The following is a 19,816-nucleotide window of genomic DNA, read 5'->3' as shown; positions in this document are numbered from 1 at the left end:
GACAGATAGGCGCTCATCGTTCTTGCGAGAAGGGTGAAAGACTTGCCGCCGGGAGCAGACTTCATGGGCATCCTACTCACCCATGGAGCCGTCATGATCCCCCGTCCTGCCTTTTCCGCCTGTCTTCTGGCCACCGCCGCGCTCGCCCTCGCGCCCGCCGCCCATGCCGAACCCGACGTCTATCTGGGCCTGAACCTGGTCGATCCGCAGACCGAAACGATCCAGCCCGACGCCTATGTGGTGGTGGAGGACGGCCGCATCGTCGAGATCGGGCAGGGGCGCCCCGAGACCGGTCAAGGCCGGATGCACGATTTCACCGGCCTGTTCGCCCTGCCCGGCCTGATCGACACCCACGCCCACGTCAGTCTGGGGGCTATCCGCCTGGGCACGGACGAGGACGGCGCGCCCTATCTGGCCGCAGATCATCGCCCCGACATCGTGGCGCACAACGCGCGGCGCCTGCTGGCCTATGGGGTCACCACGGTGCGCAATCCCGGCGGCGACATGGCAGCGAGCCGCGCCTACGATGAAGCGCGCGCAGCGGGGCTGCCGGGACCCGAAGCGCTGCAGGCCGGCGAAGTCATCGACCGCTCGCCCTTTCCCGTCATCGGTCTGGCGGACCGGCCGTCGGAGACGCGGGGCGTCGCCGCCATCGTCGCTGAACAGGCGCAAGGCGGCGCGCGCTACATCAAGCTCTATGAGTCCCTGAGCGAGGCTGACCTGATCGAGGGAATCGCCGAGGCCCGGCGCCACGGCCTGCCCGTGATCGCCCACCTGTCGGACGTCAGCTGGACCCGCGCCGCCGACCTGGGCGTGGACGCCCTGGTGCACATGATGCCGGTCAGCCCCGACCTGCTGCCGCCGGATCGCCGCGAGGCCTATGTGGCGAGCCGCAGGCAGGGCGCGTTCGCCTTCTTCGAATGGTACGAGGCCGTCGATCTGGACGCACCGGAAATCGAAACCATGATCCGGACGTTGGCGCGTGAACAGGTTCATGTTGACGCCACGCTGGTGGCTTTTGAAGCGGCCTTCCGGGGTGACGATGCGGCCTTCCTCGCCCGGGACGCAGACCTGTTCCATCCGGACATGCAGGCGAACTGGAGCGAGGTCTTCCGCTTTGATCTGGGCTGGACCGCCGAGGACTATGCGCGCGCCCGGGCGGTGTGGCCCAAGGTGCTGGAGCTGACCCGCCGCATGCACGAGGCGGGCGTGCCGCTGACCCTGGGCACGGACATGGCCAATCCCTTCATCGCGCCGGGACGGAGCATGGCGCGCGAGGCGGTCCTGCATCACGCGGCGGGAATTCCCGCCTGGGACATCCTGCGCATGGCCACCTCGAATGCGGCGCGCACGTTGGGCATCGCGGACCGCACCGGCGCCCTGGCCGTGGGTCAGGAAGCGGACATCGTGTTCCTCTCAGCCGACCCGGCGACGGACCTGAACGCCCTGATACAGGTGCGTGCGGTGCTCTCGGACGGTGCGCTCCATGATCCGGAGACGCTGCTGGCCGATCAGTAGCCGCCGAAGCTGCCCGCCGCGCCGGGGAACACCACGGGGCTTTCCGCCCCGTTGTCCGCCACCGCCGCCACGCCGAAGAAATAGTTGTCGATGACTACGTTCTCCAGCGTGAACTCGGTCACGTCCCCGACCCAGCGGCTGTGGGTCCACTGGGGCTCTGTGGTCAGCCGCCAGTAGATGCGGTAGCCGGCCAGCTCGGGGGCCTGGGCGTCGGTCGGACGGGTCCACCGCAGGGTGGTGTCCGGGCTGACCGCGCCCTCGATCTGGACGTCTGCGGGCGGTGGCGGGGCCCAGGCCATGCCGGCCAGGGCCACGGCGTTCAGGCCGGTCAGCTTGGCGGCGTAGTCGAAGTCCACATACGCCAGGGTGTCGCCGTAGTGGCGGCCGTCCTCATTCCTCAGGTCCTGGTGCTGACGGTCATAGTGCTCGTTGGTCTCCATGATCCGCACGCCGGGGTATCCCAGATCATTGAACGGACGGTGGTGACCGCCGCGCCCGAAGCGGTCCAGACGATAGACCATCATCACGTCCAGGTTGGGCACATACTGCTCGCCAATCCGCTCGATGTAGCGGGCCAGGTTGCGCGAGGGGCTGTCCACCTCGCCGCCGGTGAAGCGACGCTGGGTCGCTTCCTGGGCGGTTTCGGTCATGCGGGTGCCTTCGGCGAAGACCCGGGCGGTGGTGTTGTCCACCACCCCGTTGATGCCCGCCGAATTGCCGATCATGTCGTTGTTCAGCACCGCCTGTAGCCGCCAGCCCTCGCGCTGGGCGTGGGCCGCCAGGATCTGGCCGCCGAACAGGCCCTGCTCCTCGCCGGCCAGAGCGGCATAGACGATGGTGGCGGGGAAGCGGTGTCGGGTCAGAACCCGTGCGGCCTCCAGCGTGCCGGCCACGCCCGAGGCGTTGTCGTTGGCGCCGGGAGAGTCGTCCGTGGCGTTCAGTACGTCGGTGACGCGGCTGTCGATGTCGCCGCTCATCAGCACATAGCGGTTCGGGTCGGCGGTCCCGCGCTGGATGGCGATGACGCTGACCACCTCGGCAGGCTCGGGGATGCGGGCGCCCGTGACCGTGTCTGAGACATACATCACCTCAAGACAGCCGCCGCAGGCCGCCGAGATGCGTTCGAACTCCGCATGGATCCAGCGCCGGGCCGCGCCGATGCCGCGTGTATCCGACTCCGTTTCCGACAGGGTGTGCCGGGTGCCGAAGCCGACCAGGGTGGCGATGTCGGCCTCAATGCGTTCCGGCGAGGGCGCCACGGCGATGTCATGGAGGGCGGGGATTTCCGCGGGCGGCGGCGTCTGGGCCATGGCGGCGGTCGGCAGGGCCGCGATCGCCAAGGCGGTGAACAGTGCGCGCATCAGCGTTTCTCCTTCGTTTTCAGGCGTCTTGCGTTGGCGCTAACGGTGCTGTGCACTGGTGCCAGGACATAGGTCTGCATCCGCGCCCAGTCGGCGTTCAGCGTCAGGGCTCTTTCGGTCGCGCGTGTCCAGCATCCAAGCGCCCACTGGGTCTGGATGACCGCCGCCTGCGCCGCGTCCGGCGCCGTCATGACCTGCTCCATGGCGCGAGAGGCGGCGTCGGTCTCGACCGCCCAGGCGTCGGCCACTCGCCCCGCCACGACCCCCGCGCCGGCCGTTGCGCGCTCGGAGACGGCCTGAAAGGCGGCGAGCTTCTCGTCGCTCATCAGGGCCAATTCGGTCAGGTCGGCGCCGGCGGGGTCGCACACGGCCTCGGCCATGATCTCCAGCCGCCGGTGGATCACGCTCCCCGCCTCGCGCATCATGCGGTCGTTCATGTCGGAGGGGCTCGGGGGGGTTCTGGATTTCATGCCCGCAAGCCTAGACCGACGCCGCCGCCATGCAAGCGGCGGCTCAGGGCGCCACCTCGCCGGAGAACGCCTTCACATCGGCCAGCAGAGCCGGGACCGCCGCATCGATGATGCGCTGGCCCTTCTCGGGCGACGCCTGGGCCGGGTCCGAGCCAATGCGGCCGTCCGGGAACCGCGCCCGATAATCCAGGGCGTCGCGGATCGGCCCCACGGGCGCGATCTGCGGCGAATAATCCGCCGTCTTGATGCGGTCGGGATAGGCGGCCTGGGTCACGGCGATCTCCGACGGGGTGGCGTGCATGCCGTGCCCCTTGGGGAAGATCTCGGTGCACAGCCGGTGCACCCCCGGCAGATCCCACCAGTTGACCAGCTTCAGGGCGAAGGGCGGGCGCTCCTCCACGAACGACCATTCGGCGTAGATCTCGGAGAAGGTCGCCTCGATGGTGGCGACGTTGCCGCCGTGGCCGTTCAGGAAATAGATGCGCTCAAAGCCGTGCCGCGTCAGCGACGAGACCCAGTCGGTGATGGCCGCCATGAAGGTGGAGGGCCGCAGGGATATGGTGCCCGCGAACGCCAGGTGGTGCTGGGCCATGCCGATGTTGAAGGTGGGCGCCACCACCAGGCCGTCGTCCTGGGTCTCCGCCGCATGGGCGATGATCTCGGGGCACAGCCAGTCGGTGCCCAACAGGCCCGTGGGCCCGTGCTGCTCATTGGAGCCGATCGGCACGACCACGGTCTTCGTCGCCTTCAGGCGCGCGTCGATCTCGGGCCAGGACGACAGGTGGATCAGCATGAGGAACTCCGAACTTTGGGACAGTGGTCCGCTTGGCAAGCGGACGCCCAGCGCATACGCCTGTTTCACCGGCGCCGCCAAGACGCGATCCTCCCCAAACGGAGCCCCACATGACCGACCAGACCCGCATTCCCGTTCCGGACCACATCGCGCAAGCCGCCCACATGGACGCCGAAGCCTATGCCCGTACGGTCGAGAGCGCGGCGCGCGATCCGCAAGGGTTCTGGCGCGGAGTGGGCGAGCGGCTGGACTGGTCCAGGCCCTTCACCGAGGTGAAGGACGTCAGCTTCGACCGGCAGGATTTCCGCATCCGCTGGTTCGCCGACGGCGAGCTGAACGCCAGCGTCAACTGTATCGACCGGCACCTGCCCGACCGCGCCGACCAGACCGCCATCCTGTTCGAGGGCGACGACCCCTCCGTCGACGGCAGGATGACCTATGCCGAGCTGCACGCCGAGGTGTGCCGCATGGCCAATGTGCTCAAGGACCTGGGCGCGAAAAAGGGCGACCGCATCACCCTGTACATGCCCATGATCCCGCTTGCGGCGGTGGCTATGCTGGCCTGCGCCCGCATCGGCGCGGTGCACTCGGTGGTGTTCGGCGGCTTCTCGCCGGACAGCCTGGGCGGCCGGATCGAGGACTGCGGCTCGACCATCGTCATCACCGCCGACGAGGGCAAGCGCGGCGGCAAGCGCATCCCGCTCAAGGCCAATGTGGACAAGGCGCTGGAGAAGGTCGCTGTCGACAAGGTGCTGATGATCCGCTGGACCGGCGCCGACGTGCCGCTGACCGAGGGCCGCGACGTGGTCTATGAGGACGTGCGCGAGGCCGCGTCCACCGAATGCGCGCCCGAGCCCATGAACGCGGAGGATCCGCTGTTCATCCTCTACACCTCCGGCTCCACCGGAAAACCCAAGGGCGTGCTGCACACCACCGGCGGCTATCTGGCCTGGGCCGCCTACACCCACGAGCTGGTGTTCGACTACAAACCCGGCGACATCTACTGGTGCACCGCCGACGTGGGCTGGGTCACGGGGCACAGCTACATCGTCTATGGACCCCTCGCCAACGGCGCGACGACCCTGGTGTTCGAGGGCGTGCCCACCTGGCCCGATGCCGGGCGCTGCTGGCAGGTGGTGGACAAGCACAAGGTCAACATCTTCTACACCGCCCCCACCGCCCTTCGCGCCCTGATGCGCGAGGGCGACGACTGGGTGACGAATTCCGACCGTTCGTCCCTGCGCCTGCTGGGGTCGGTGGGCGAGCCCATCAATCCCGAGGCCTGGCTGTGGTATCACCGGGTCGTCGGCGACGGCCGCTGCCCCGTCGTGGACACCTGGTGGCAGACCGAGACCGGCGGCATCCTGATCAGCCCGTTGCCCGGCGTCACAGAGCTCAAGCCCGGCTCGGCCACCAAGCCCCTGCCCGGCGTCATGCCCGCCATCGTCACAAATGAAGGCGACATCCTGCAGGGGGCGGCCGAGGGGCCGCTGTGCATCACCGAATCCTGGCCGGGCCAGATGCGCACCGTCTACGGCGACCACAACCGCTTCATCGAGACCTATTTCACCACCTTCCCCGGCAAATATTTCACCGGCGACGGGGCCCGGCGCGACGCGGACGGCTACTACTGGATCACCGGGCGCATCGACGATGTGCTCAACGTCTCCGGCCACCGTCTGGGCACCGCCGAGATCGAGAGCGCGCTTGTGTCCCACCCGGCGGTGTCGGAGGCTGCGGTGGTGGGCTATCCCCACGACATCAAGGGTCAGGGCGTCTGGGCCTATGTGACCCTCAAGGCGGATCAGGAGCCGTCCGAGGATCTGCGCAAGGCGCTGGTCACCCACGTCCGCGCCGAGATCGGCCCCATCGCCAGCCCCGACGTGATCCAGTGGGCCCCCGGCCTGCCCAAGACCCGCTCGGGCAAGATCATGCGGCGCATCCTGCGCAAGATCGCCGAGAACGAGACCAGCGCCCTGGGCGACACCTCCACCCTCGCCGATCCTTCGGTGGTGGACGATCTGGTCAGGAACCGGCCGGGGTGACCGTCAATTGGTAGGGAATGAATAGCGACAGATCGAGCGGCCCGGACTGGGTCCAGGTCACGCGGTGGGCGAGGCCCTCCACTTGCACCGCATAGCGATCTCCGAAGGCTTCGGCGGTGCGACGGGCGTCAGCCGCGATGGCGGCAAGGATCTCGGCGCGATACCGGTCGGGGCCGATAAGAGTGAGCTGCCAGTCGCCCGAGGTGATGATTTCGGTGCGTCCGGCCTTGGGGGTCTGCGCCACAAAGCGCTCTATGCGCGCCGTGGCGGCATCCAGAGTGTCCTCGGCGCGGACGGGTGTCTTGATCGTCAGGGTGACCACGCTGGTGTCGGCGCGCGTGCGGTCGACGCCGATGGTCAGTCCGCCCGCCATGGTTTCGTCGAAGGCTGAGAGGATGTCCGATCCGGTGCTGAGATCGATGTCGTCCCGATAAGCCGCCGCCCGCGCCATGTTTCTCAGGGTCTCCAGCAGCTCGGCTCGCCGTTGGGCGGGGTCGCGCGTGTCGCAGATCACCTGCACCTGAATGACCAGATTGTCCGCCCGCCGGGTCAGCCGCACCTGGGGCACCTCTTCAGGCCCCCAACCCGCGAGGCGCGAACCGGTGACGACGATCTCGTCCACCTCGCCGTAGTCCTGCCCCGTCGCCGGAAGCGGGGCCAGCAGGGCGAGTGCGGCGATCAAGGCAATGGCGGATTTCATGAACGTCTCTCCCCGTTTGGACCATTAAGACCCTTGTTCAAATCCTTGTCACGCGGGATGAAGGAGCATGGTTTCCGTCTCACGCTTCCCGCCCGACCCCGACCGGGTGGAGGAGATCTTCGCCCGTCTGGCGCGGGTGATGCCCGAGCCGAAGACCGAGCTGAACTTCACCAATCCCTTCACCCTCGTCTCTGCCGTGGCCCTGTCGGCCCAGGCCACGGACGTGGGGGTGAACAAGGCCACAACCGCGCTGTTCGCGGTGGCCGACACGCCGCAGAAGATGGCCGCCTTGGGGGTCGAGGGCCTGACCCCCTACATCGCCTCCATCGGCCTGTACCGGAACAAGGCGAAGAACCTGATCGCCATGTCGCAGATCCTGATCGAGCGGCACGGCGGCGAGGTGCCGCTGAACCGCGCCGACCTGCAGGCCCTGCCCGGCGTGGGGCGAAAGACCGCCTCGGTGGTGCTGAACGAGCTGGGGATCGAGCCGGCCATCGCGGTGGACACCCATGTGTTCCGCGTCTCCCACCGCCTGGGTCTGGCCAACGCCAATACGCCGGACAAGGTGGAGGCCCAGCTGCATCAGGTGGTCCCGGAGCACTGGCTGCCCAAGGCCCACCACTGGCTGATCCTGCACGGTCGCTACACCTGCGTGGCGCGCCGTCCCAAATGCGAGGCCTGCGTCATCTCGGACCTGTGCCCGGCGCGGCCCGACCTGATGGCGGCCCGCGCCTGATCGATCAGACGTCCACCGCCGCGTCCAGGGCGTTGCTCTGGATGAACTCGCGGCGCGGCTCCACCACATCGCCCATCAGCTTGGCGAACAGGTCGTCAGCGTCGTCGGCGTGGTCCACCTGCACCTTGAGAAGGGTGCGGGCGTTGTCGTCCAAGGTGGTTTCCCACAGCTGCTCGGGGTTCATCTCGCCCAGGCCCTTGTAGCGCTGGATCGACAGCCCCTTCTTGCCCGCGTCCAGCACGGTGGTCAGCAGGTCGAGCGGTCCCCGGATGGTGGTGGACTTGTCCTTGCGCCGGAACGTCGCCGGCTCGCGGAACAGACCGTCGAAGGCGGCGGCGCGCTCGCCGAGGCGTCGCGCGTCCAGCGAGCGGGTGAGGGATTCCTCAAGCACGATCTGCTCGGCCACGGCGCGGCGCGTGCGGCTGAACACCAGGGCGCCCTGTTCCCCCTTCTCGCCGGACCAAGGACCATCGCCCTCCTCGGCGTAGAGGTCCAGATGGCGCGCCGCATAGGCGAGATCGCCGCCTTCCGCCGTGAACAGGCCCGACAGGGCCGCCTGCTCAATGGCGAAGGCGGGGGCGCGGGTCGCCAGCCGGTCCACCAGCCCCTTGAAGGCCTTGGCCTCGCGCACCAGGCCTTGCAGGTCCATGCCGGTGCGGCGCTCGCCGCCGGCGAAGTCCAGCTCGGCGCCGTCCGACCCTTCCTCGATCAGATAGGCGTCCATCTCGGACTCGTCCTTGAGGTAGCGGGACTGCTTGCCCTTGGACACCTTGTAGAGGGGCGGCTGGGCGATGAAGATGTGGCCCTTCTCGATCAGCTCCGGCATCTGCCGGTAGAAGAAGGTCAGCAGCAGGGTGCGGATGTGGGCGCCGTCCACGTCGGCGTCGGTCATGATGATGATCTTGTGGTAGCGCAGCTTCTCGATGTTGAAGTCGTCGCGCCCGATGCCGGTGCCCAAGGCCAGGATCAGGGTGCCGATCAGCTCGCTGGACAGCATCCGGTCAAACCGGGCCCGTTCCACGTTCAGGATCTTGCCGCGCAGGGGCAGGACGGCCTGGTTCTCGCGGTTGCGCGCCTGCTTGGCCGAGCCGCCGGCGGAATCACCCTCGACGATGAACAGTTCCGATTTGGCGGGGTCACGCTCCTGACAGTCGGCCAGCTTGCCGGGCAGGGAGCTGATCTCGAGCGCGGACTTGCGCCGGGTCAGGTCGCGGGCCTTGCGCGCCGCCTCGCGCGCGACGGCCGCCTCGACGATCTTGGAGACCACCATCCGGGCCTCGGTCGGGTGCTCCTCGAACCAGGTGGACAGGCCGTCCGAGCACAGGGCCTCCACTGCCGGGCGCACCTCGGACGAGACCAGCTTGTCCTTGGTCTGGCTGGAGAATTTCGGGTCCGGCACCTTGACCGACAGCACGCAGGTCAGACCCTCGCGCGCGTCCTCGCCGGTGACGGAGACCTTCTCCTTCTTCGCGATGCCGGAGCTCTCGATATAGGCGCCCATGACCCGCGTCAGGCTGGCGCGGAAGGCCGAAAGGTGGGTGCCTCCATCCCGCTGGGGGATGTTGTTGGTGAAGCACAGCATGGTCTCGTGGTAGCTGTCGTTCCACCACAGGGCCAGGTCGATCTCGATGTTCTCCTTCTTGCCCCGGATGACGATGACGTCCTTCAGGATCGGAGACTTGGACTTGTCCAGGTGGCGCACGAAGGCCTCGACCCCGCCCTCGTAGTGCAGGATCTCCTCGAACGGCTCCGCGCCGCGGTGATCGGCCAGCTTGATGACCACGCCCGAGTTCAGGAACGCCAGCTCACGCAGGCGGTGCTCCAGGGTCTTCAGGTCGAAGTCGATGTGGCTGAAGGTGGTCACCGACGGATAGAAGGTCAGTTCGGTGCCTGTCAGGACCTTGCCGTTCTCGCGCATGGGCGCGTCGCCCACCACTTCCAGCGCCTTGACCGTGTCGCCCCGTTCGAAGCGCATCTGATGCTTCTTGCCGTTGCGGTAGATGACCAGCTCGAGCCAGTCGGACAGGGCGTTGACCACCGACACGCCCACGCCGTGCAGGCCGCCGGAGACCTTGTAGGAATTCTGGTCGAACTTTCCGCCCGCGTGCAGCTGGGTCATGATGACCTCGGCGGCGGACACGCCCTCACCCTCGTGGATGTCGGTGGGAATGCCGCGCCCGTTGTCGGTGACGGTCACCGAGCCGTCGGCGTTCAGGATCACCTGCACCAGGTCGGCGTGACCGGCCAGGGCCTCGTCGATGGCGTTGTCCACCACCTCATAGACCATGTGGTGCAGGCCCGAGCCGTCGTCGGTGTCGCCGATGTACATGCCCGGACGCTTGCGGACGGCGTCGAGCCCTTTCAGCACCTTGATGGATTCTGCGCCGTAGGCGGCTTCCTCGGCGGTGTCCGGGGTGCGGTTCTGGTCGGTCATTCAGTCATCCGATGGGGCGAGCGTTCCTGCGTCGACGCGCACGAACCGGCCTCGCCCGTGAAGGTCAGAGAAGAGCGTTTCGTCGGTGCCGGTCAGGAAAGCCTGAAGGTCCAGCGCCACGATCTCCTCGAACAGGGCGGCGCGTCGGCGGCTATCCAGGTGCGCCGGCGCTTCGTCCAGCAACAATACAGGGTTTGCGCCTGAATTGGCCAGTGATTCCGGGCCTTCCGGCATGGTTTTCAGCCGCGCGACCTGCGCCAGAATAAGGTTCAGAACCAAGGCCTTCTGCTCTCCGGAGGAGCCTTCGGCCGCCGGGCGGTTCTTTTCCCGGTGAATGGCGGTCAGATCCGACCGATGAGGACCGAAAAGCGAGCGTCCTGAGGCCGAATCGCGGGCCCTGGACGCCTTCATGCCGGCGACGATTCCGGCTGCGATTTCAGCGGTCTCCCCGCCCATGGCGGCGCTTTGCTCGGCCTCGCCGGTCAGGCCCAGATCGGCCTGGGGGAAGGGGCGGTCGCCGCGCGCGTCGATGCCCGCCTGCAGGTCGCCCAGGGCGCGGGCGCGGGCCATGGCGGCGGCGGCGCCCTGTTCGCCCAGGCGGGCCTCCAGTGCGTCCAGCCAGGCGGGATCGGCGGGCCGCTTGCCCTCGGCCGCCTCGGTCAGCAGGCGCAGCCGTTCGCGCAGGGCTTTCTCATAGGCCGAGACGCTGGCGGCGTGGCCGGGGTCGGCGGCGAACACCAGCCGGTCGAAGAATTTGAGCCGCTCGGCCCGGCTGTCCGAGAACAGCCGGTCATGCTCGGGCGTGGCCCACACGGGCCGCAGATAATCCAGCATCCGCCCCGGCTGGGCGGTCTCGCTGTCGATGCGCACGATGCGCCGCGACGCCCCCGGGGCCTGCACTCCCGTGCCCAGCCGAACCTCATCGCCATCCGCCCCCGCCAGCACCGCCGCAACGGCCCAGGCGCGGCCCCCGGCCTCGCCCGGCTCGCGCCGCCCCAGCTCGGCCACCGGCGCCCCGCGCAGCCCCCGCCCCGGCGTCAGCAGGCTCACCGCCTCCAGCAGATTGGTCTTGCCCGCCCCGTTGGGCCCATGGAGCACGATGGGGCCTGACCCCACGCGCAAGGTCGCGCTGGCGTATGAGCGGAAATCGGTGAGGGTGAGGGCGGTGATCACTGTGTGATCGGTGGCGCGTGGCGCGTGGCGAGTGGCGAGACGGGCCAGCGCAGGTTCAGGAGGTCTAAGCGCAACCACCCCAAAGCGGTCAGTCTAGCCTTCTCACCACTCGCCACTCGCCGCTCGCCACTCAGAATCACACCCTCAGCGGCATCAGCACGTACTGCACGCCCGGATCGCCCGGATCGAGCACCAGGGTCGGGCTGGCCGGGTCGGCGAACATGTAGGTGGCGGTCTCGCCCTCGATCTGGCCGGCCACGTCCAGCAGGTAGCGGGCGTTGAAGCCGATCTCGAACGGCTCGTCGCTGTAGCCGATCTCAACCTCCTCCACGCCTTGTCCCGCTTCCATGTTGCGCACGGTCAGGGTGACCCGGTCGTTGTCCAGGCCCAGCTTCACCGAGCGGCTCTTCTCGGCCGAGATGGTGGAGACCCGGTCCACGGCCTGGGCGAACACGGCGTTGTCGATGTCGGCGCGTTTGTCGTTGCCCTTGGGAATGACCCGCAGATAGTCGGGGAACGAACCGTCGATGACCTTGGAGGTCAGGCTGGCCTGGCCGAATTCGAAGCGGATCTTCTGGGCGCTGACCTGCACCTCCACCGGGCCGGAGCCGTCGTCCAGCAGGCGGCGCACCTGATCGATGGTCTTGCGTGGCACGATCACGCCGGGGCCGCCCGCCGCGCCTTCCGGCGCCGGGGTCTCGGCCAGGGCCAGACGATGGCCGTCGGTGGCGACGGCGCGCAGCAGCGCCTGTCCGCCCTCGGACACGGTGTGCAGATACAGGCCGTTCAGATAGTAGCGCGTCTCTTCGGTGGAGACGGCGAAGCGGGTCTTGTCGATCAGACGGACCAGATCTTCCTTGAGCAGGCTGAACCGGGCCCCGGCGCTATCGGCGGACATGACCGGGAAGTCCCCGGCCGGCAGCACCGGCAGGTTGAACTTGGACCGGCCGGCCTGGACCACCAGACGGGGGTCGTCGCCGGAGTACAGCAGCGACACCTCGGCGCCTTCCGGCAGCTTGCGCACGATTTCGTACAGGGTGTGGGCCGGGGCCGTGATCTGGCCCTCGGTGTGCACCATGGCCTCGGCCTCATCCACCATCTCCATGTCCAGGTCGGTGGCCGCGAAGCTCAACCGGTCCCGGCCCGCGGACAGCAGGACGTTGGACAGGATGGGGATGGTGTTGCGTCGTTCGACGACGCTCTGCACGTGGCCAAGGGCCTTCAGGAGCGCCGCGCGTTCGATCGTCAGCTGCATTTGGTCTCGCCCGGATGACGACGACTCAACCGCCGCCGCTGCAATTGTGGGCCTTGGACATTAGCGGCTTGCGCGCCCGCTTCAACAGGGGAAACGGGCGCTCCACAGACCGGCGTCGCCTTATCCCCGCAGCTTGCGGGTCAGGGTCTCCACATCGCGGGCGATCTGGTCGTCCGCGGGCATCATCTCCTCGATGCGGCGCACCCCGTGCAGGACCGTGGTGTGGTCCCGCCCGCCGAAGCGGCGGCCGATGTCGGGATAGCTGCGCGTGGTCAGCTGCTTGCACAGGTACATGGCGATCTGGCGGGGGCGGGCGATGATGCGCGTGCGCCGTTCGCTCAGCAGATCCGCCTGCTTCAGGTTGAAGTGCTCGGCCACCGTCTTCTGGATCTCGTCCACGGTGATGCGGCGCTCGGGCCCGCCGCGCAGGGCGGCGCCCAGCAGCACCGAGGCCTCGTCCGCCGTCAGTTCGGCCAGACGCTGCCCGGCGGAGGCTGCCAGGGTGTTCACCGCGCCCTCCAGTTCGCGCACCGATCCCGGGGTGCGGTCCACCAGTTGCTCCAGAACCTCGGGACGCGCCTCGCCGGACACCAGGCCCAGACGGCCCAGGGCCTCAAACCGCTTTCTGGCCACCGCCAGCTTGACCATGCGGTCGGCGGGTTCGACCGGACAGGTCAGGCCTGCGGCCAGGTGGGAGCGCAGACGCGGCTCGATGTCGGTCATGGCCGTGGGCGGCTTGTCGCCGGCCATGACCACGCGCTTCCCGTCCTCGATCAGGGCGGTCAGGGTGTTCAGCAGCTCTTCCTGGGTCGAGCTCTTGCCGCCCACAAACTGGACGTCGTCCAGCAGCAGCATGTCGGCCGAGCGCAGGCTTTCCTTGAAGGCCGCGGTCTGGCGGTCCTGGACGGCGCGCACGAAGGTGGACAGGAACCGCTCGGCGGTCAGGTAGATCACCTTGGCGTTGGGGCGCAGGCGCTGCGCCTCCCAGGCGATGGCGTTCAGCAGGTGGGTCTTGCCGTGGCCGTAGGGGCCGCACAGGAACACCGGGTTGAAATGCCCCTCGGCCCAGCTGGCGGTCTGTTTGGCGATGGCCAGGGCGAAGGCGTTGCCCGGGCCTTCCACGAAGGCGTCGAAAGTCAGGCGGTCCTGCAGGCCCGCGGCCCGCACGGCGCGCGGCCCGTCGGCCACCGGCGCGACCGTGGCGCGGGGATGCGCCGCCGGCGTCTGGGTCTGGGAGGCGGAGCCCGAGATGGCCGGGGCGGGCGAGCCGAACTCGGCCCGGCAGCGCACGTCCAGCCGGCGCGACAGACCGTCCAGGCCCAGCCACAGCTCGTTCATGCGGCGCAGGGCGTTCCTGCGAACCCAGTCCCGCGCATAGGCGGTGGGCGTCACCAGCACCAGCCGACCCGAGGCGTCAGCCCGAACCGCCGACGGCGCGATGTACGAACTGAACGGACCCTCGCCGATCTCGGCGCGCAGGCGCGTCGCCGCTTCGTCCCAGATCCGTTCCGGATCCGTCAGTCTCTGTTCCGCCGCGCTGCCCGCCATGGGTTGCCCACCTCTTTCAGTTCACCAGTCACAAAGCCCGCCTGATCTCCGGGACGACTTCTCCTGGCCGCCGGAACAGGGGTTCCGGCGGTGGGGTCGGCCTCGCAGACGGACTTCTCCCGCCGACGCGGAACAGGGTCCCGCGCCGTCTTCATCCGTGTTGGGATGGAAGTGCGTTAGGCCCCAAAACTTACGCCCAGCGAGGGCGCCGTCAACGCTGATTCGCGGACCCGGATGCGGATAAATTGTTTGACTCCGCTAAGCGCCTCGCCCGCTTGGAGAAACGGATGATCCGCAGCACCGGCGGGTGCGGACTTTTTTTATTTCAACTTAGCCGCACACGGCAAAACGACGAAGGAGACAAATCCCCTTCGCCGTTGAAATGCTTTGATATTTACTGTGACGGCCCTGTGACGGGCCGCAAGTCAGGCTGCGGCCAGCTTCTTCAGCTGAGCGTGCAGACGCGACACCTTCCGGGCGCCGGTGTTCTTGTGGAACACGCCTTTGGACACCGCCCGCATCAGTTCCGACTGGGCGTCGAGGAAGGCCGTCTTGGCAGCCTCGACGTCACCGCCGGCGATCGCGGCGTCAAACTTCTTCAGGAAAGTGCGAACGCGGCTGCGGCGAGCCGTGTTCACTTCAGTCCGGGCGGCGATCTTGCGGATCGCCTTCTTGGCGCCGGGGTTGTTGGCCATCAGTCAAACCTTCGAACGGAAAACGCCGCGGAGCACTTCTCCACGGCGTGGAAATCTCAAGAGGGCGGGCCTATAGCCGATGGCTGCGCAGGGGTCAACGCGACTCTGGACTCAACGCCCCCTGAAATCCGGCTTCCGCTTGTCGACGAAGGCGGCCATGCCTTCCTTCTGGTCCTCGAAGGCGAACAGGCTGTGGAACAGCCGCCGCTCGAAGCGCACGCCTTCGGTCAATGTGCTCTCCAGGGCCACATTGACCATCTCCTTGTTGGCCATGACCGCCAGGGGGCTGTGGGCCGCGATCTTCGCCGCCGCCTCGCGCGCCTCGTCCAGCAGGCGCTCGCCCGGCACGACGCGGCTGACCAGTCCGGCGCGCTCCGCCTCGGCGGCGTCCATCATGCGGGCGGTCAGGATCATGTCCATGGCCTTGGACTTGCCCACCAGCCGGGTCAGGCGCTGGGAGCCGCCGATGCCCGGCGCCACGCCCAGATTGATCTCCGGCTGGCCAAATTTCGCCGTTTCAGAGGCGATGATGAAGTCGCACAGCATGGCCAACTCGCAGCCGCCGCCCAGGGCATAGCCAGACACCGCTGCGATGATGGGCTTTCTGAACCGGGTGATGCGGTCGTGACCGGCGGCGAAGAAATTCTCTGTGAACATCTGGGCGTAGGACTGGTCCGCCATCTCCTTGATGTCGGCGCCGGCCGCGAAGGCCTTTTCCGAGCCGGTCAGGACGATGCAGCGCACAGTGTCATCGCGCTCGACGCTGTCCAGAAAGGCCGTCAGGTCGGCGAAGACCTGGCTGTTCAGGGCGTTCAGCGCCTTGGGCCGGTTCAGCGTCACGACCGCATAGCCGTCGGCGTGCCGTTCGATCAGCAGGGTTTCATAGGTCTCGGCCATGGCGGGTCTCCCTTGTATGCGGGCCCCGTCTAGCGCGTCCCCATGGCCGCTGGAAACACTTGCCCAACCGCTAAGCACTCCCAAGTTGGCGGCGCATGAAAAACAAGTTTGTAAAATAGACAAGTCTATGCCATTCATTAACACGTCCATATCGGAGAGCGCCATGACCGTCCAATCACCCGAACCCGTCGACCGCCTGCACGGTCTAGACGCCCTCAGGGGCTTCGCCCTCCTGCTCGGCGTCGTGCTGCACGCGGCCATGGCTTATACGCCCATGCCCATGTGGGTGGTGGCGGACGGCCAGACTTCGCCCGCCGCCGGGGCGCTGTTCTTCGCCATCCACCTGTTCCGCATGACCGCCTTCTTCCTGATCGCGGGCCTGTTCGCTCACATGATGATCGGGCGCAGGGGCGTAGGCGGCTTTATCCGTGACCGCCTGAGCCGCATCGCCGGCCCGCTGGCGGTGTTCTGGGGGCCGACACTGGCGGCCATCATCGCCGTGCTGATCTGGGTGGCGGTCATCAACAACGGCGGAACCATGCCCGAGGGACCGCCGCCGCCGCCGCTCACCGTCCAGACCTTCCCCCTGACCCACCTGTGGTTCCTGTGGGTGCTGCTGATCCTCTACGCGGTCCTGCTGCTCTTGCGCGCGCCCTTCGCGGCCCTGGACCGGAACGGGGGCTGGGGCAGGGCGGTGGACCGCCTGACCGGCGGCTTGATCGGGCCGTGGACGCCCGTGATCCTGGCCGCGCCGCTGGCTGTCGCCCTGTATCTGACGCCGAACTGGATTCCCTTCTTCGGCATCCCCACGCTCGATACCGGACTGGTCCCCAATCCCGCCGCCCTGACGGCGTTCGGCGTTGCCTTCGGCTTCGGCGCCCTGATCGATCGTCGTCGTGACCTGCTGACCGGCATCCGCAGCCTTTGGGCGCCCTTCACCGTCATGGCGCTGGGAACGGGAGCCGGCGCCTTCCTCCTAAGCGGCGGCGCGACCCCCAGCATGGCGCCGGTGACCGACCCGCAGACCAAGGCCGGCATGGCCGCGCTGTACGCCTTCGCCGTCTATGCCGGCGCCTTGGCCGCCACGGCCCTGGCCCTGCGGTTCGCCTCGGGCGTCAGCGGCGTGCGTCGCTATCTGGCCGACGCCTCGTACTGGATCTACATCATTCACCTGCCGCTGGTGATGGTTGGGCAGGTTCTGATGCTGGGCCTGGACTGGCCATGGTTCGCCAAGCTGGCCGCCGTCATCGCGGGCGTCATGGCCGTCTCGCTGATCACCTACGAACTGCTGATCCGCCACAGCTTCATGGGCCGCTGGCTGAACGGCCGCCGCGTGCCGTGGCGCCGCCCGGCCGCGCCCGTCGCCGTCACCGCCGCCCCGCCTGCCGAATGACTTGCCAAGCCATGCCCGCTCGTTCACCCCAGCATCAGGCCGTTACAGGAATCGCCCCCATGCCCGCGCCCCTCACTTCATCCCCCGAAGACGACCTGGCCTATCTCCGCTCCGTCATCTCCGGCGGCGGGCCGCAAGGGCATTTCACTATGGGCGTCGCCTATCTGGCGGGCGGTCTTCTGTACGGGGTGCAGTGTCTGTTTCACATCGGCCAGTCCTGGGGCTGGATCCTCTGGCCGCCCGCGCCCACCCTGGCCTTCATCATCGCCATCACCGCCGCCATGATCGCCGTGCTGATCTGGGCCTGGCGAAAGGACAGGAGACAGCCGCGCCCCGGCCCGGTGGTGACGCGCACCCTGAACGCGGCCTTCAGCGCCACGGGCATGGTCAATCTGGCGGTGATCGTGGTGTTCGGCGCCGGGGCCATGCGGGATCAGGATTTCGCCGTCTGGCTCTACTATCCGGCCATGGTCTTCGCCATCCAGGCGGCGGCCTGGTTCGTGGCGTGGAGCCTGCGCAAGAAGGCGTGGATGCTGGCGACCTGTCTGGGCGGCTGGATCACCGCGATCGCGCTGGGCCTGCTTGTCCGCGAGCCGCTGCTTTACCTCTATGTCTCCACGGCGGCGCTGTTCCTGCTGTTCGCCGCGCCCGGCTGGATCATGCTGAGCGGCGCCCTGCGCGCGCGGGCGGCGGCCTGATCCATGGGGCTGCACGATCTCGGACGCATCGACGAGATCATCCACGGCCGCATCCGGCTGGGGATCATGGTCTATCTGGCCGACGCCGAAGTGGCCGACTTCACGGAGCTCAAGACCGCGCTGGAGGCCACTCAGGGCAACTTGTCCATCCATCTGAAAAAGCTGGAGGAGGCAGGCTATGTGGCCATCGACAAGAGCTTTGTGGACAAGAAGCCCCTGACCCGCGTGCGCCTAACAGACGCCGGTCGTAAGGCCTTCCAGGCTTATGTGGAGGCCATCGGCGCCCTGATCGGAGACAGGTCATGAGCCAATGGAGCTGGCTCGCCCGCCTCGGGGATGTGGTGTTCGGCGCGCACCCGGACACGCCGATGCATAGGCGGCCGCGCGTCATGGGCATCGTCAATGTGACGCCGGACAGCTTTTCCGACGGTGGCCGCCATGACACCGTCACGGCCGCTGTAGATCATGCGCTCGCCATGCTCGACCAAGGCGCCCACGTGCTGGACATCGGCGGTGAAAGCACCCGGCCCGGCGCCGAGCCGGTCGCTGCGGCCGAGGAAATCGCCCGTGTCGTGCCGGTCATTGAGGGGATCCGCGCCGAACGGCCCGATGCCGTCATCAGCATCGACACCATGAAGCCGGACGTGGCCCGCGCCGCCGTGGCCGTCGGCGCCGCCATCTGGAACGACGTCACGGCGCTGACCCACCGCGCCGACAGCCCGGCCGTCGCCGCCGAACTGGGTTGCGGTGTCATCCTGATGCACATGAAGGGCGCGCCGCGCACCATGCAGGCTGATCCTCGCTATGACGACGTGGCGGCCGAGGTGCGGGACTGGCTCATCGCCCGCGCTGAAGCGGCGATGACGGCAGGTGTGGCCCGCGAGCGCATCTGGCTGGACCCGGGTATCGGGTTCGGCAAGACGGCGGAACACAACCTGGCTCTGACGGCGCATCTGGGTCAGCTGACGACTCTGGGTTTCCCCGTGCTCTACGCCGCCAGCCGCAAGCGGACCATTCAGGCCGTCGATCCGACGGCGACGGATCCGATGGACCGGCTGGGCGGCTCCCTGGCCCTGGCGCTGGAGGGCGCCCGACGCGGCGCGGCCATGGTCCGGGTCCACGACGTGCGCGAGACCGTCCAGGCGCTGCAAGTCCAGGCGGCGGTCGCGAGCGCCGGATCGGGTCAGCTCGCCAGGTCGAACAGGTCCAGCTGACTGCGCGCCTCGGGCGGCACGCGGAAGTGACTGACGTCCAGCATCCTGCGCGGCCCATCCAGGTGGTAGCGCTTCACCGCCGCCCTGAACCGGGTGGCGATCAGCTCCGCCACGGGCCCGGTTCCCTTCATGCGCTGGCCCCAGTCGGGATCGTAGTCGCGCCCGCCTCGGGTCTGGCGCACCAGCGACATGACCCGTTTCGCCCGGTCGGGCCGCGCCTCCGCCAGCCATTCGCGGAACAGATCCTTGATCTCCAGCGGCAGGCGCAATGTGACGTACATAGCGCCGGTCGCCCCGGCCTTTTTCGCCGCCTCCAGCACCGCTTCCATTTCGTGGTCGTTGAGGCCCGGAATGACGGGAGCGAAGCCCACCGTCACCGGCACGTCTGCGTCCGCCAGGCGGGATATGGCCTCCAGCCGCCTGGCCGGCGTCGCCGCGCGAGGCTCCATGGCGCGGGCCAGCTTTCGGTCCAGGGTGGTGATGGACACCGCCGCGCTGACCAGGCCTTTTTTCGCCATCGGACCCATCAGGTCGGTGTCGCGCGCGATCAGGGCCGATTTGGTGATGATGCTGAACGGATGGTTGAAACGGCTCAGCACCTCAACCACCCCCCGCGTGATGCGCTCATCCCGCTCCACAGGCTGATAAGGGTCGGTGTTGCCGCCTATGTGGATGGGCTTGCAGACATACCGCCGGGCGCAGAGCTCCTGTTCCAGCAGACGCGCGCTTTCGGGCTTGAAGAAGAGTTTGCTCTCGAAATCCACGCCCGGGGATAGGCCCATCCAGGCATGGGCCGGACGGGCGTAGCAGTAGATGCAGGCATACCACTCAGTTGCACCAAACGCCTGATGGCACTAGGATCACCCGCGACCCTCATGCGCCTGAT

Annotated in this window: 17 protein-coding genes and 1 pseudogene; 7 read left to right on the top strand and 11 right to left on the bottom strand. The window is 68.0% G+C overall.

Translation table 11 applies throughout. The features are described from left to right. Positions 1–93 precede the first annotated feature (93 nt). Positions 94–1,518: an amidohydrolase family protein gene (locus IWC96_RS09595; RefSeq protein WP_196838804.1), complete on the top strand. Its 1,425-nt coding sequence runs from the start codon at positions 94–96 to the stop codon at positions 1,516–1,518. Here the strand turns inward: IWC96_RS09595 and IWC96_RS09590 are convergent. From IWC96_RS09590 to IWC96_RS09580, 3 genes are read right to left on the bottom strand one after another with little or no spacing between them, the layout of a single operon-like run. Further along, positions 1,512–2,879 (bottom strand): M28 family metallopeptidase, encoded by a 1,368-nt coding sequence (locus tag IWC96_RS09590; RefSeq protein ID WP_196838803.1) that lies wholly within the window; start codon positions 2,877–2,879, stop codon positions 1,512–1,514. The genes IWC96_RS09595 and IWC96_RS09590 overlap by 7 nt on opposite strands. Continuing rightward, a complete protein-coding gene (locus IWC96_RS09585; protein ID WP_196838802.1) occupies positions 2,879–3,349 on the bottom strand; it encodes a phasin in 471 nt (156 codons plus the stop codon). The genes IWC96_RS09590 and IWC96_RS09585 overlap by 1 nt, the downstream gene beginning before the upstream one ends. A gap of 43 nt (positions 3,350–3,392) precedes the next feature. After that, a complete protein-coding gene (locus IWC96_RS09580; RefSeq protein ID WP_021696092.1) occupies positions 3,393–4,142 on the bottom strand; it encodes a creatininase family protein in 750 nt (249 codons plus the stop codon). A gap of 110 nt (positions 4,143–4,252) precedes the next feature. Here IWC96_RS09580 and acs point away from each other — a divergent pair, with 110 nt between their 5' ends. Then, positions 4,253–6,187, top strand: coding sequence for an acetate--CoA ligase (gene acs, locus IWC96_RS09575; protein ID WP_021696093.1), 1,935 nt, complete (start codon positions 4,253–4,255; stop codon positions 6,185–6,187). Here the strand turns inward: acs and IWC96_RS09570 are convergent. Further along, positions 6,168–6,887, bottom strand: a complete 720-nt coding sequence (locus IWC96_RS09570) for a hypothetical protein (protein WP_021696094.1) — start codon at positions 6,885–6,887, stop codon at positions 6,168–6,170. The two genes, acs and IWC96_RS09570, sit on opposite strands and share 20 nt — an antisense overlap. Positions 6,888–6,954: 67 nt before the next feature. Between IWC96_RS09570 and nth the strand changes: the two genes are divergently transcribed. After that, complete coding sequence (nth, locus tag IWC96_RS09565) at positions 6,955–7,623, top strand: endonuclease III (protein WP_021696095.1); 669 nt, start codon at positions 6,955–6,957, stop codon at positions 7,621–7,623. Positions 7,624–7,627: 4 nt separating this feature from the next. On the opposite strand, the gene gyrB is transcribed toward nth, so the two are convergent. The 6 genes from gyrB to IWC96_RS09535 all read right to left on the bottom strand — a co-directional run bounded on the left by gyrB (position 7,628) and on the right by IWC96_RS09535 (position 15,625). After that, positions 7,628–10,057, bottom strand: a complete 2,430-nt coding sequence (gyrB, locus tag IWC96_RS09560; RefSeq protein WP_196838801.1) for a DNA topoisomerase (ATP-hydrolyzing) subunit B — start codon at positions 10,055–10,057, stop codon at positions 7,628–7,630. Next, a complete protein-coding gene (recF, locus tag IWC96_RS09555; RefSeq protein ID WP_021696097.1) occupies positions 10,058–11,230 on the bottom strand; it encodes a DNA replication/repair protein RecF in 1,173 nt (390 codons plus the stop codon). Positions 11,231–11,366: 136 nt separating this feature from the next. Then, a complete protein-coding gene (gene dnaN, locus IWC96_RS09550; RefSeq protein WP_021696098.1) occupies positions 11,367–12,485 on the bottom strand; it encodes a DNA polymerase III subunit beta in 1,119 nt (372 codons plus the stop codon). A gap of 120 nt (positions 12,486–12,605) precedes the next feature. After that, entirely contained in the window at positions 12,606–14,033 is a 1,428-nt protein-coding gene (gene dnaA / locus IWC96_RS09545; RefSeq protein ID WP_021696099.1) for a chromosomal replication initiator protein DnaA, read from the bottom strand. Positions 14,034–14,458: 425 nt separating this feature from the next. Beyond that, positions 14,459–14,728 carry a 30S ribosomal protein S20 gene (gene rpsT / locus IWC96_RS09540; protein ID WP_021696100.1) on the bottom strand — a complete coding sequence of 90 codons (270 nt, stop codon included), beginning with the start codon at positions 14,726–14,728 and terminating at the stop codon, positions 14,459–14,461. A gap of 111 nt (positions 14,729–14,839) precedes the next feature. After that, complete coding sequence (locus tag IWC96_RS09535) at positions 14,840–15,625, bottom strand: enoyl-CoA hydratase (RefSeq protein WP_021696101.1); 786 nt, start codon at positions 15,623–15,625, stop codon at positions 14,840–14,842. A 163-nt stretch (positions 15,626–15,788) separates the two neighbouring features. On the opposite strand from IWC96_RS09535, the gene IWC96_RS09530 reads away from it, so the two are divergent. The 4 genes from IWC96_RS09530 (at position 15,789) to folP (ending at position 18,930) form a co-directional block, all read left to right on the top strand. Further along, positions 15,789–17,018, top strand: coding sequence for an acyltransferase family protein (locus tag IWC96_RS09530; protein ID WP_021696102.1), 1,230 nt, complete (start codon positions 15,789–15,791; stop codon positions 17,016–17,018). Positions 17,019–17,077: 59 nt separating this feature from the next. Next, positions 17,078–17,716: a hypothetical protein gene (locus tag IWC96_RS09525; protein WP_021696103.1), complete on the top strand. Its 639-nt coding sequence runs from the start codon at positions 17,078–17,080 to the stop codon at positions 17,714–17,716. Between the two features lie 3 nt (positions 17,717–17,719). Further along, positions 17,720–18,022: a transcriptional regulator gene (locus tag IWC96_RS09520; RefSeq protein WP_021696104.1), complete on the top strand. Its 303-nt coding sequence runs from the start codon at positions 17,720–17,722 to the stop codon at positions 18,020–18,022. An 83-nt stretch (positions 18,023–18,105) separates the two neighbouring features. Next, complete coding sequence (folP, locus tag IWC96_RS09515; protein WP_081703373.1) at positions 18,106–18,930, top strand: dihydropteroate synthase; 825 nt, start codon at positions 18,106–18,108, stop codon at positions 18,928–18,930. Here the strand turns inward: folP and IWC96_RS09510 are convergent. Beyond that, a pseudogene (locus IWC96_RS09510) lies at positions 18,900–19,754 on the bottom strand (PA0069 family radical SAM protein); the annotation flags it as partial. The gene folP and the pseudogene IWC96_RS09510 sit on opposite strands and share 31 nt — an antisense overlap. Between the last annotated feature and the right edge of the window lie 62 nt (positions 19,755–19,816).

Source organism: Brevundimonas sp. BAL450 (genome assembly GCF_015767455.1).
Classification (GTDB): domain Bacteria; phylum Pseudomonadota; class Alphaproteobacteria; order Caulobacterales; family Caulobacteraceae; genus Brevundimonas; species Brevundimonas abyssalis.
This window is presented reverse-complemented; position numbering and strand designations above follow the sequence as displayed.